The sequence below is a fragment of the Phragmitibacter flavus genome (assembly GCF_005780165.1).
In the GTDB taxonomy this organism is placed as follows: Bacteria; Verrucomicrobiota; Verrucomicrobiia; order Verrucomicrobiales; family Verrucomicrobiaceae; genus Phragmitibacter; species Phragmitibacter flavus.
In genome coordinates this window covers 122528-134649 of sequence record NZ_VAUV01000009.1, presented here as the reverse complement: position 1 = coordinate 134649, position 12122 = coordinate 122528, and the positions used below count along the sequence as shown (strand labels likewise).

General features: G+C 54.7%; 14 protein-coding genes. 8 read left to right on the top strand and 6 right to left on the bottom strand.

Going from position 1 to position 12122, the window contains the following annotated elements; genetic code table 11:
- Nucleotides 1–29 precede the first annotated feature (29 nt).
- Nucleotides 30–524 carry an RNA recognition motif domain-containing protein gene (locus tag FEM03_RS25595; RefSeq protein ID WP_138086788.1) on the bottom strand — a complete coding sequence of 165 codons (495 nt, stop codon included), beginning with the start codon at nucleotides 522–524 and terminating at the stop codon, nucleotides 30–32.
- Between the two features lie 188 nt (nucleotides 525–712).
- Nucleotides 713–1168, bottom strand: a complete 456-nt coding sequence (locus tag FEM03_RS13415) for a hypothetical protein (protein WP_138086787.1) — start codon at nucleotides 1166–1168, stop codon at nucleotides 713–715.
- Between the two features lie 119 nt (nucleotides 1169–1287).
- On the opposite strand from FEM03_RS13415, the gene FEM03_RS13410 reads away from it, so the two are divergent.
- Complete coding sequence (locus FEM03_RS13410) at nucleotides 1288–1902, top strand: hypothetical protein (RefSeq protein WP_138086786.1); 615 nt, start codon at nucleotides 1288–1290, stop codon at nucleotides 1900–1902.
- Here the strand turns inward: FEM03_RS13410 and FEM03_RS13405 are convergent.
- Nucleotides 1883–2791 carry a LysR family transcriptional regulator gene (locus FEM03_RS13405; RefSeq protein ID WP_138086785.1) on the bottom strand — a complete coding sequence of 303 codons (909 nt, stop codon included), beginning with the start codon at nucleotides 2789–2791 and terminating at the stop codon, nucleotides 1883–1885. The genes FEM03_RS13410 and FEM03_RS13405 overlap by 20 nt on opposite strands.
- Nucleotides 2792–2919: 128 nt before the next feature.
- Here FEM03_RS13405 and FEM03_RS13400 point away from each other — a divergent pair, with 128 nt between their 5' ends.
- From FEM03_RS13400 to ntrB, 3 genes are read left to right on the top strand one after another with little or no spacing between them, the layout of a single operon-like run.
- Complete coding sequence (locus FEM03_RS13400; protein ID WP_166442843.1) at nucleotides 2920–3996, top strand: CmpA/NrtA family ABC transporter substrate-binding protein; 1077 nt, start codon at nucleotides 2920–2922, stop codon at nucleotides 3994–3996.
- Nucleotides 3997–3998: 2 nt separating this feature from the next.
- Nucleotides 3999–5282, top strand: a complete 1284-nt coding sequence (locus FEM03_RS13395) for a CmpA/NrtA family ABC transporter substrate-binding protein (RefSeq protein ID WP_138086783.1) — start codon at nucleotides 3999–4001, stop codon at nucleotides 5280–5282.
- Between the two features lie 26 nt (nucleotides 5283–5308).
- Nucleotides 5309–6193, top strand: a complete 885-nt coding sequence (ntrB, locus tag FEM03_RS13390) for a nitrate ABC transporter permease (protein WP_138086782.1) — start codon at nucleotides 5309–5311, stop codon at nucleotides 6191–6193.
- Nucleotides 6194–6213: 20 nt separating this feature from the next.
- Here ntrB and FEM03_RS13385 read toward each other — a convergent pair whose 3' ends face one another.
- Nucleotides 6214–6609 carry a four helix bundle protein gene (locus FEM03_RS13385; protein WP_138086781.1) on the bottom strand — a complete coding sequence of 132 codons (396 nt, stop codon included), beginning with the start codon at nucleotides 6607–6609 and terminating at the stop codon, nucleotides 6214–6216.
- Nucleotides 6610–6656: 47 nt separating this feature from the next.
- On the opposite strand from FEM03_RS13385, the gene FEM03_RS13380 reads away from it, so the two are divergent.
- The 4 genes from FEM03_RS13380 to FEM03_RS13365 all read left to right on the top strand — a co-directional run bounded on the left by FEM03_RS13380 (nucleotide 6657) and on the right by FEM03_RS13365 (nucleotide 11529).
- Nucleotides 6657–7559 carry an ABC transporter ATP-binding protein gene (locus FEM03_RS13380; RefSeq protein WP_138086780.1) on the top strand — a complete coding sequence of 301 codons (903 nt, stop codon included), beginning with the start codon at nucleotides 6657–6659 and terminating at the stop codon, nucleotides 7557–7559.
- 2 nt (nucleotides 7560–7561) lie between these two features.
- On the top strand, nucleotides 7562–8437 hold the full coding sequence (locus FEM03_RS13375; protein WP_240772780.1) for an ABC transporter ATP-binding protein: 876 nt from the start codon (nucleotides 7562–7564) through the stop codon (nucleotides 8435–8437).
- A 112-nt stretch (nucleotides 8438–8549) separates the two neighbouring features.
- Nucleotides 8550–9851 (top strand): alginate export family protein, encoded by a 1302-nt coding sequence (locus tag FEM03_RS13370; protein WP_166442842.1) that lies wholly within the window; start codon nucleotides 8550–8552, stop codon nucleotides 9849–9851.
- A gap of 49 nt (nucleotides 9852–9900) precedes the next feature.
- Nucleotides 9901–11529, top strand: coding sequence for a diflavin oxidoreductase (locus tag FEM03_RS13365; RefSeq protein ID WP_138086778.1), 1629 nt, complete (start codon nucleotides 9901–9903; stop codon nucleotides 11527–11529).
- A 25-nt stretch (nucleotides 11530–11554) separates the two neighbouring features.
- On the opposite strand, the gene FEM03_RS13360 is transcribed toward FEM03_RS13365, so the two are convergent.
- On the bottom strand, nucleotides 11555–11875 hold the full coding sequence (locus tag FEM03_RS13360) for a hypothetical protein (protein ID WP_138086777.1): 321 nt from the start codon (nucleotides 11873–11875) through the stop codon (nucleotides 11555–11557).
- Nucleotides 11872–12120, bottom strand: a complete 249-nt coding sequence (locus tag FEM03_RS13355) for a DUF433 domain-containing protein (protein WP_138086776.1) — start codon at nucleotides 12118–12120, stop codon at nucleotides 11872–11874. The genes FEM03_RS13360 and FEM03_RS13355 overlap by 4 nt, the downstream gene beginning before the upstream one ends.
- Nucleotides 12121–12122: the final 2 nt, after the last annotated feature.

Here is a 12122-nt window from a genome sequence, read left to right as displayed (position 1 = left end):
CCGCGTTAGGGGAACGGACGAGATTGAAATCAATCCCAGTCGCCGCCGCCTTCGAAGCCGCCGTCGCGCTTGCCGCGATCCCAGGACTGCTTGTCGCCACGACCACCGCCGCCGCCACCTTTGTAGCCACCGCCGCCGCCACCACCTTTGTAGCCGCCGCCACCGCCACCGCCGCCGCCTTTGTAGCCGCCACCGCCACCGCCGCCGCCACTTTTATAACCACCACCACCGCCGCCGCCAGGACCACCACCGCCTGCTGGGCGTGGAGTGTAGGGACGCTCTTCGCGTGGACGGGCTTCAACCACTTTAAGAGGGCGTTCGCCAAGATCGATGTTATTCAAGCCGTTGATGGCTGCACGAGCTTCATCGTCATTGGGCATTTCGACAAAAGCAAACCCACGCGAGCGGCCGGTTTCACGATCAAGAATGATCCGGGCGTGGGACACAAGACCGTAGCGTTCGAAGGCTTCGCGCAATTCGGTGTCGGTCAGGTTGTAAGAGAGATTACTGACGTAGAGGTTCATCTGATTTTTAACGGTAACAAGGGAAGGACGCCATGGACTAAAATAGTGAATCGATCCATGACGAAAACCAGAAACACTCGACGTTGCCGTAGAAAAAACGGCACGAAGCTGCGTATTTATCTGGTTTTAAGGTAAAATGTCAAGGTTTTGCGCCTCGTTTTTGCCGAGGCTTATGACATTTTTTGCATTTAATAAAGCAACATGGCGATTTCGCCATCGGTGAGGCTGGTGGTGTCTTGTGAGGCAAGCAGGTCGCTGAGTTGGTCCATGCTGTCAAGTTCAGAGGCGACGATGGACTCGTCCGGGGTGCTTGTTTCGACCAAATCGACCGGAAGGGTGGCCGATTCAGCGGAAGCAGAGGCGATGATGATGCCCGGGGAACTGGTGGATGATTCCTGGCTGTTATTGGTAACCAGCAGCGCGAGGGCGACGGCGGCTGCAATGGCCATGGCTCCGGTGGTGGCAGCCAGTTTGAGACGTGGGAAATTTTCCAGTCGAGCCATCAAAGAGACCCGCCAGCCACGATCTTGGGGGGTGTTGCGCACGGTGCGCATTACATTCTGGGTAAAATTGGGGCGAGGTTCCACTGCCCGGGTTTTGCCCAGGAGCTGGTGGAGGGGATCGTCTTTGGGGAAAGGGTCCATGACAATGGTGATGAACTCGCGGGTGGGCGGAAAGTTGCGGGACTTCGAAGGATATTTGCACAATCCGGCGGATTGGCAAGCAGCCGGGTGTGCCGATGCTTTTCTTGCGTTCTGTGGGGATGGCGCGTTGGCAAACGGTGAGGCTGTGCTACATGGCTGGCATGTTTCGCCGTTATTTTATCGTGCTGGCCGCTGTTTCTCTGGCGGCTTGTGAATCTCGTGAGTTCAATCAGTTATCCTTGAAGGATTATGAAGGTCCTGAAGGTGAGGCGGTGGTGCGGCACTTGTTGAAGACATTGCCGGATGTGGCACCCGGGGTGCCGAAGGTTTACACGGTGGTGAAGGGTCCGCACCTGAGCAGCACGAAGATGAATTTTGTGGGGCGAATGGCGGATCTAAAATTGAATTTTGTCAGTGGCGAGGTGCTGACGATGATGAATGATCCAGATCGCAGCACGGTTGATCCACGCAGCGGGCTTGCGCCGGTGACGATTCAACTGGCGGACATGCGCATCAATGGATCGGCCAGTTGGGAGATTCAGGCGGGTTGGGCCTACAAAAAAGTGTATGAGCGGCGCAAGCTGATTCTGGTGAAGACGGAGACGGGCTATGAGGTGACCAAGGATGAGCGCGTGGAAGGAAATTATCTTCCCGAGGCTGCCGGGGTTGGAGACGGAGACGGAGTTGGGGTTGGGACCGGGGTCGAAGTCGAAGTCACGCCGCCCCAAGACTGATGCTGACGTCTTCGCAGAGGCCGATGAGGGTCTGTTCAACGAGGGTGATGGGTTTGTCCTTGAGGCAGGTGGCGATCCATTGACGTTTGATGCGGCTGCGAAGCAACGGCACAGCGACCAGTTCGCCGGAAGCGAGTTCGGCGCGATTGGTCCATGGAGCACCGATGGCGACACCGACGCCGACCTTGACGAGCTCGGTGATGCCGCCGGGATTGCCGAGTTCGATGATCGACTTGGGTTTGATGTTGAGCTTCATGAAGTAGTCGCTCACCAACTGAAAAGTGAGGCTGTTGCGGCTGAGAAGGATGAAGGTTTGCTGGGCGAAGTCGGCCTGCTTGGGAGGCTGCGTGGCCCATGGGTGGAGCGGGCTGACGAGGAACATGAGTTCGTCTTGAAAGAGCGGGCGGACATTAAGGCGGGTGGTGTCGACGGGTTTCAGCGTGATGGCGACATCGACTCCGCCGGCTTCGAGAGCCGTGAGGATGTCGGGGGTTTCGCCAGGAACCACGGTGATACTATATAATGGGAAGGAGTCTTTGAATTCGCGCAGCACGGTGGGCAGAATGAACTGCGAGGCGGAAGGGGTGCAGCCGATGCGCAGGTGGCCGCGCGGATTTTTGTCGAGCGCGCCAAGACTGATGCGTGCCTGCCCCATTTGTTTTTGGATCATCTCGGCGTGGCGCAGCAGTTCGCGTCCGTGGGGGGTGGGAAGGGCGCGTCGACCGAGACGATGGAAGAGCTGGCAGCCGAGTTCGGCTTCCAGGCTTTTGATGGCATGACTGATGGCGGACTGGGTGAGATGCAGAACTCGCCCGGCTTGGGTGAAACTGCCTTCGCGGGCCAAAACGGTGAAGGCGCGCAGCTGGCGAGAGTCGAGGAGGTGATCCATGTATGAATTATATTCATCGAATTCAGCAAAACAAAGCGGTTTTATTAATCATTCAGCGGAGGCGCATGGTCACGTAAATGCGATGAATGGCGGGCATGAAAGTGAGCAAACCAACGCTTCGCAAGCCAATGACTGCCAGCCGGCACAAGCCGGTGCGCATCGGGTTTATTGCGCTGACGGACTGTGCGCCGTTGTTGGTGGCGGATGCATTGGGATTGTTTGTGAAGCAGGGGGTGGAGGTGGAGCTGAGTCTGGAAATAGGCTGGGCCACGGTGCGTGAGAAGATCTTGTATGGCCAGCTTGATGCGGCGCATTCGATCGTAGGACTGGGGTTGCCGCTGCGGTTGCAGCAAAACGGGATCAGTTGTCCGGCGATCGTCCCGTTTGTGTTTAGTTTGAATGGCAATGCCATCACGCTGAGCATGGACATGTGGCGTCGCGGCGTCAGAGATGCGGCTTCGTTTGCCAAGTTGATCCGCAGCACTCCGCAGCGTTTGTTCACACTTGGCATTGTGGCGCAGACGTCTTCGCATAACTTTCTGATGCGACGCTGGTTGATGAGTGGCGGCATTGATCCTAACAAGGATGTGCGTCTGGTGGTATTGCCGCCGACACAGATGGTGGGGGCGTTGAGTGCCGGACTGATTGATGGATTCTGTGTAAGTGATCCGTGGAATTCGCTCGCCGTGTCGCGGGGTGTGGGTTGGTGCCCGGTCATTAGTGAGGACTTGATGCCTGGTCACCCCGACAAGGTGCTGGTTACTACGGAGACTTTTGCCGATGAGCGAAAGGTTGAGCATGATGGGGTGCTGCGTGCGCTTTATGAATCCTGCGTGTTCTGCGACAAGATCAGCAATCGCGAACAGGTCGTAGAGATCATTTTGAGCAGTGGTTATCTGCGCGCCAGCCGCGAGATATTGAGGGCCGCGTTGGTGGGGCCATTTGATAACGGTGTGAAGCCCAGAGAAGACGTGGAGTCCTTTTATATTTTCCATCGGGATGGCGCGAACCAGCCGACACATAGCAAGGGCGCGTGGTTGTTGAATGAATTTTTGGCCCATGGGCTGATTCCGCCGGGCATGCGCGAGTTGGCTGCCATCGAAGTTAAGAAATGTTACCGCCCTGACCTTTACCACGCCGCCATTGATGACATGGCTGCGACCACCAAACCAGTTGTAAAAAAACGCAAACTACAAACCACCTGATCATGAACAAGTTATCCATTACGCGACGTGAAATGATTCGCCAGACGGCGAAGACCATTGGTGCCGGCACTTTGCTGGCGGGGCTGCCGAAAGGCTGGGTGGGAGGCGCTTATGCGGATGACTCACCGGAAACCACCAGCATGAATTTCGGCATGATCGCGCTGACGGATTGCTCAAGCATCGTGATCGCCCATGAGAAGGGTTTGTTTAAAAAATACGGCATTCAGTCCACTGTGAGCAAGGGCGCAAGTTGGGCGGCGATTCGTGATTCGCTCTCCAATGGGGACCTGCAGGCGACCCACATGTTGATCGGCATGCCGATTGCGTCGACGATGGGATTGGGAGGTGCTCCGAAAAAACCAATGATCATTCCCTGGTTGTTGAACCGCAATGGCCAGTCCATCACGCTGAAGAAGGAGCTGATGGGCAAGGTGGCAGATGATCCCAAGGCGTTGAAGCCGTTTGTGGATGAAGCCAAAACACGGGGCACGCCGATGACTTTCGCCATGACCTTCCCACCGGGCACGCATGCGATGTGGATGCGATATTATCTGGCGGCGGGCGGCATTCATCCTGGGGATGCGATGGGCGGTGGTGCGGACATTTCGTTGATCACGGTGCCGCCGCCGCAAATGGTGGCGAACATGAAGGTGGGCAAGATGGATGGATTCTGTGTGGGCGAACCCTGGAACGCGAGGGCGATTGTGGATGACATTGGGTTTACTTCGATCAACACCCAGGGGATTTGGAAAGATCATCCGGAGAAGGTATGTGCGTTTACTGAGGAGTTCGCAGCGAAGAATCCCAAAACGGTGAAGGCGGTGTTGAAGGCGTTGCACGAAGCAAGCGTGTGGCTTGATGATCTTGGCAATCGCGAAGAACAGGCGAACCTGGTAAGTGCGGCCACTTACATCAACTGTCCGCCGGAGGTGATCTTGAATCGGCTGGTTGGGAAGTATGACATGGGGGATGGGCGTCGCTTCCGCGATCCTAATTACATGATTTTCAGTCAGCGTAACTGCAACTACCCACAGGCCAAGTATGCGACTTGGTGGCTGACGCAACTGCGTCGCTGGGGGTTTGTCGAGGGCGAACCCGACTATGCGGGGGTCGCAAAGCAGGTGATGCGCAGCGACATTTATGAGGAGGCCATGAAGGAGATCGGTTACACCCATGGCGGGGCCAACGAGGACGCTGAGACCCTGTTTGATGGAGTGAGTTTTGATCCAAAAGGGGATCTCGAAGCCTATGCCGCCAGCTTTGCGGTCAAGAGTCTCAAAAGCTGAAGTTTAATTCCCAACCTGCCCTTGATATGAACTGGATAAAAAGAAACAAAGTTGAAGCCGTGCTTCTTTCGACGGTCGCCCTGCTGGTGTGTCTGTTGTTGTGGTCAATGATCGCCGGAAAGTCAGTGACCACGACCAAGGTGGATGACTGGGGGGATACCGTGAAGGTGACCACGCGTGAAGGCTGGTCGGCGGACCTGCCTTCTCCAAGCGAAACCTGGAAGGCGAGCGAGTTGTATATCAAAGAACCTTTTGCCAAACGCGGTGAACTCGATCAGGGCATTCTGCGATTTACTTGGTTGTCTCTAAAGTTGGTGGCGCAGGGTTATTGTCTTGCGTTACTGGTCGGAATTCCGCTGGGATTCTGTCTGGGACTGTCGAAAAAGTTCACCGTCGCTTTTGATCCGTTGATTCAAGTGTTGCGTCCGGTCTCGCCGCTGGCATGGCTGCCGCTGGGCATGGTGATTTTCAGTGGACTGCGTGTGGTGGATGCCAATGGTCAGACAACTTTCGGTGCCTCGGATGCGGCCTCGTTGTTTACCATCGCGATCTGTGCCATGTGGCCAACGGTGATGAACACGGCGGTGGGGGTGAGGGCGGTTCCGCAGGACTATCTTAATGTGGCAAAGGTCTTGAAGTTGTCGAGGTTCCAGACTTTGTGGAAGGTGTTGGTGCCGGCGACGCTGCCTTACATGTTTACGGGCTTCCGACTGAGCCTTGGCATAGCGTGGCTGGTCATTGTGGCAGTGGAGATGTTGACGGGCATGCCGGGAATTGGTGGCTTTCTCTGGCAGCAATACAACGCCAACAGTTTTGCGCACATCATTCTCTGCATCCTGACCATTGGGGTGATTGGATATGCTCTTGACCGCCTGATGAGTGTGGTGGAATCCCGTTTCAAAACCGCCTGAGGTTATTTATGATTGATGATTTACGATTGTTGGTTGGGGCGCTTGCGGGAGTTGGTGGAGGAAGCTGCTTTTCTCTTCGAGGTGCTGCGGGTGGCGTTAAAGATTTTGACGAGTTCTTCCGCTTCCTGGCGAAGGGCGGTGATCTTTCCGGGCGGGAGCAATTCCGCGCGATCGGTCAACTCCATCCAGAAACTGCTCTCATCAGCCTCTTCAAGAATGATTGTGATTTTGTTGATAAAGTCAGGAGTCGATTTTGCCCGCAAGGCCGCGCGGTAGTTCGCGGCCACAGACGTTCCACTTCTCGCGAGCTGATTGCCGACCGTCTTGCCAGCAACGTTTTTGGGCAGCGCAGCTACCAGCTTTAACACCCTAACAGCAAAGTCCATTGTTCTATTTTTTAAATCTTCGGAGGTCATGAAGGAACCTCTAAATCATCAATCATAAATTTTAAATCATAAATCCAATGATCTCTTTAAAAAATGTTTCCAAATCGTATGCTAACCATGAGGTGTTGAAAGACATCAACATTGAGGTCGAAGAGGGTGAGTTTGTCTGTATCATTGGATACTCTGGGACGGGCAAGACTTCCTTGATGAATTTGATTTCTGGGCTGGCGAAGCCGGATACAGGTGAAGTGCTGCTGGATGGCAAGCCGGTGACAGGGCCCGGGCCGGATCGGGCGCTGGTGTTTCAGAATTACTCGCTGTTGCCTTGGCTCACGGTAAAGGAAAACATCGCTCTCGCGGTGAATCAATTGTATCCGCAGTGGTCGAAGGAAGAGCGTGCGGCGCATGTGGACAAGCATGTGGCGATGGTGAAGCTGAGTCATGCAGGTGACAAGTTTCCGCGTGAGTTGTCGGGTGGGATGCGGCAGCGGGTTTCAGTGGCGAGGGCGTTGTCGATGGACTCAAAAGTGTTGCTGCTGGATGAACCGTTGAGTGCTTTGGATGCGCTAACTCGTGCCACGTTGCAGGATGACATCAGCAGTATCTGGCAGCGGGAACGCAAGACGGTGATTTGGATCACGAATGATCCGGATGAGGCGTTGCTGTTGGCGGATCGGGTGATTCCACTGTTGCCGACTTCGCCCGCCACCTTGGGAAAAAGTTTGTTGGTGCCAATTGAACGCCCGAGGGATCGCAAGGCGGTCAATCATGATCCGGTGTTTAAGTCTTTGCGCAGTGAACTAATTAATTTGCTTTTGGAATCCAAAGCCAAGCAGCGGGTGTCCATCAGCAGGAAACTGGTGCTCCCAGACATTTTACCGGAAGACCTGCGCATGAGGCGGAGCAGGCCGTGGATTAGTGATCGCGGGCCACGTCGGCGCAATGAACAGAAACAGGAAACCATTGAGCTTGTTCCATGACTATGAATGCGTTTGCAAAACCCATGTTGGAAGTCAGCCGTTTGTGGAAGGCGTATCCGAAGACTGACGGTGGTGAGTCGGTGATCGTAAAAGATTTTTCCGCGAAACTGGCGGAGGGAGAGTTTGCGACTTTGATAGGCCATTCCGGATGCGGGAAGAGCACGGTGCTGTCGATTGTGGCAGGGTTAAGTGAGGCGACGAAGGGCGGCATCATTCTGGATGGCAGGGAAACTGATGAGGCGGGGCCGGATCGCGGCGTGGTGTTTCAGTCGCCTTGTTTGCTGCCTTGGATGACGGCATTTGAGAATGTGATGCTGGGAGTGAATCAGGTTTATTTCACGGCCAGCAAAAGTGAGCGGCGTCAGGTGGCGGAGTATTATTTGAGCGTGGTGGGACTGAGTGAGTCGATGCACAAACGTCCGGCGGAGCTTTCGCAAGGGATGCGTCAACGGGTGGGCATTGCGCGGGCGTTTGCGTTGCAGCCGAAGATGTTGCTGTTGGATGAGCCGTTTGGGATGCTGGATGCTTTGACTCGATTTGAGTTGCAGCAGGTGTTGTTGGATCTATGGCGAAAATTTCGCATCACGACGCTGATGGTGACACACGATGTGGATGAAGCGATTTTCTTAAGTGATCGGGTGCTGATGATGACCGATGGTCCTGAGGCTGAGCTGGGTGACATCATGAAAGTGCCATTCGAGCGTCCGAGGGATCGCAAGGCGATCATGGAAGATCCGCGTTATTACGAGCTGCGCGAGCGGCTGATTACTTTTCTCAATGATCGCTCGCACATCAGGCCGAGCCTTGAGCCGAATTTCCAGCCTTCGATTGAGCTTGCAGAAGCTCAGATGGGGCTGGTGCCTACGCAGGTTGCGTAAATGAAGTTAGTTACCCCCATTGTTAGTGATAAGTATTTTTTAAGCATCAACCAAATCTATGAAACTTAGCCTCCCCACATGTGCTTTTTTCGTTGCTTTATCCCTGCCTGTTATGGGTGGTGAAAAGGCGTCAACCAAAGAACCGGTGCTGCCGCCGCCGGATGATAATCCACTGTCACTACTTGAAGGCAGGGTGGTGTTCGATTTTCAAGAACGTCTGCGGTTTGAATATCGAGAGAACAACTTTGATTTTAATGATTCGGTCAACAGTCTGACCGATGACTCGTGGTTGCTGCAAAGGGCGCGGCTAGGGGTGAAGATCAAACCAACGGATTTTCTGACGTTTTATGTGCAGGGGCAGAGTTCGTTTGAGATTGATTCGGACCGGCCGAATGTTCCTGGTGCCTTGGGGGCGGAGGGGGATGATCCGATTGATTTGCGTCAGGCTTATGTGCAGATTGGGGACAAGAATTTTAATGTGACGATTGGCCGGCAGTTGCTTTCTTTTGGTGACGAACGGCTTGTGGGTGGGTTCGACTGGAACAACATTGGTCGCACGTTCGATGCGGTGAAGTTGCATTATGGAGCGGAGTTGTGGAGTCTGGATGCTTTCGCATCGAGTGTGGTGGTGCCGGACAAGGATGGGTTTAACGACAGTGATGCGTTTGATGGCAATGAGACGGGCAGGGATCAGATTTTCAGTGGTCTGTATTTCAGCACCAAGGCGGTGCCGGTGCAGGTGACGGATTTGTATGTGTTTCATTTGCATGAGTCGTATGCGGTGGGGGACAGCAACTTTGCGACGCTCGGAGTTCGTGTGAAGGCTGACCCGGCCAAGCTGGGTGGATTTGATTACGAGTCGGAGATGGCGTTTCAGTTTGGCGATGTGAAGGGCAAGGATCTGACCGCGTTTGCGGGTCATTGGGGGGCGGGTTATGTGTGGTTAAAAAGTGCCTGGAAACCGAGGTTGTTTGTCGAATACAATTATGCGACGGGCGACAGTGATCCTAGTGATGGAGATGTGGGGACGTTTCAGAACTTGTTTCCGACCAATCACAAGTTCTATGGTTACATGGATGTGTTCTCCTGGCAGAACATTCATAACCCGGCGGTCAGTTTTTCAATGATGCCGAGCAAGACGGTGAAGTTGCAACTGGACTATCATGGTTTTTGGATCGCGGATACAGCGGACTCATGGTATCGCGCCAATGGAGTGACGGCGGTTCGTCCGGTGAAGGCAGGCGCAGATAGTTTTGCAGGAACCGAGCTGGATTTTACGGTGAGTTGGAAGGCGGCGAAGCATTTGAGCTTTCTGGCGGGTTACAGTCACTTTTTTGCGGGTGATTATTTGAAGGCGACAGGCGCGAGCGATGATGCGGACTTCGCTTATGTGCAGATGACGATTGATTTTTGATTGTCGATTTCCTCCTTGGCTGCCAACGCCTGACCACGATTTGTATTGTATGAACACTGTGCCCATCATTCCTGAAAGTGCGCCTTTTACGGCGGATCAACGAGCCTGGCTCAATGGATTTTTGGCGGGCGTTCTAAGTCGCGGTCAGGCGGGCGAGGTGGCTACCGAAGTTCAGGAACCTTTGTTGATTTTGTTTGGGAGTCAGAGTGGCAATGCGGAAAGTTTGGCGAAGAAGCTGGCGAAGGAGGCGAATGGACGTGGATTTCAGGCAAGGGCTTGTGGGATGGAGGCGCTGAGTCCAGCGGACTTGTCGAAAGAGAAGAATGTCTTGGTGATCAGCAGCACCTGGGGTGAGGGAGAGATGCCGGACAATGCGGTGGCGTTTTGGGAGGGCATGAATCTGAATGGTTCGTCACCGAAGTTGAATGGGGTGAGGTATTCGGTGCTGGCGTTGGGAGATCTGAATTATGGGGAGACGTTTTGTCTTGCGGGGCGCATGTTGGATGAGCGATTGGAGGTGCTTGGGGCGGCGAGGGTGCATCCGCGGGTGGATTGTGATGTGGATTTTGATGATGCGGCGAAGGGTTGGAGTGAGGGAGTGTTCAAGGCGTTGAGTGGAGTGGCGGAGAAAGGCAAGCAGGTCAACGAAGTGGTGGTGGTTGAATCGGAGTCTGAGTCGGGGGAGAAGTATCACAAGGGCAATCCGTTTCCGGCGGCGTTGGTGAAGAACGTGAAGTTGAATGGTGAGGTATCGGCGAAGGATACCCGGCATCTGGCGTTTTCATTGGAGGGTTCGGGACTGGTGTATGAGACGGGGGATGCGCTTGGGGTGAGGGTGAAGAATTGCCCTGAGGTGGTCGAACGAGTGATCAAGGGGTATGGGTTTGAGGGCGATGTTTTGGTGTCGGTTCCGAAGTTGGGCGAGATGCGGTTGTTTGATGCGTTGACGGAGCATTTTGAAGTTCGGGGTTTGATGGGTAAGTTGCCGGAGAAACAGGTGGAGGTGCAGGAGTGGGTGGGATCGCTGCGAAAGTTGAATCCGAGGTTGTATTCGATTGCGTCGAGTCAGAAGGCGAATCCTGATGAAGTGCATTTGTGTGTGGGGGTGGTGAAGTATGATGTGGATGGGGTGGGGCACAAAGGGGTGGCTTCGACTTATCTGGCGGAGCGTTGTGTTGAGGCGGGGGGGTTTGTTCACACGGCGGAACATTTTCGGGGGCCGGGGGGGGGGGGGACGCCGATGATCATGGTGGGACCGGGGACGGGTATAGCGCCGTTCAGGGCGTTCTTGCAGGAGCGGCAGGCGACGGGGGCGAAGGGGAAAAACTGGTTGTTTTTTGGGGATCAGTATCGGGTTTCGGATTATCTTTATGAGGACGAGATTGAAGCTTGGAAGGCGGATGGGTTTTTGACGAGGCTTGACCTGGCGTTTTCGCGGGATCAGGTGGAGAAGATTTATGTGCAGCAGCGGATGCTGGAGAAGGGTGAGGAGTTATGGAAGTGGTTGGAGGAGGGCGCGCATTTTTATGTGTGCGGGGATGCGTCGCGGATGGCAAAGGATGTGGATGCGGCACTTCGTGAAGTAGTGGCGCAGCATGGGGGGAAGACGGCGGATGCGGCGGCGGCTTATGTCGCTGAATTGAAGAAAGGGAAACGGTATGCTCGCGACGTTTACTGACTTTCGAATTCTTAACGGGATGAATTCATTCTCTTTCGAGGATGATGAGGTATTGACCTGGACTGATGGTATCGACCGCCTGTGCTACCATTGGCGCCAAGGGCTTCAGATCCGGCCATTGTTGGACGCCGAGTTCAAGGATGGCGATGGTTCTTCCTGTCAGGTTCTGTTGATACCGGAGATTGCGATCACAGGTGATCAGGAGATCGAACTCGGATTCAGCGACTTTGATGAGGTCGCCATTGGAGAGGGCGGCCCAGCCGCGTTGGGCGGCGAGTGTGACCTCATGGCCAACCAGATGGCGGCGGAGTGGTGCAGGTGTGCAGTTGTCGAGGATAATCCTCATGCCGAGGCTAGCTCAGGGATCCCGCGTTCTGCAGATCGTTGCGCGGCGAACTCGAGCACTGCCCGGCAATGTTCCATCGTGACGGGCGGATACCAGTCAACGAACTCTTCCAAGGTGACGCCGCGCCCAAGATTTTCAAACAAGTATGAAATCGGAAGCCTGGTTTGGTCGAAGCACCAGAGGCCGCCCATCCTTTCGGGATCGCGCCACACAGCGGGGCATTCACTCCAATCAAACTCGATCATTT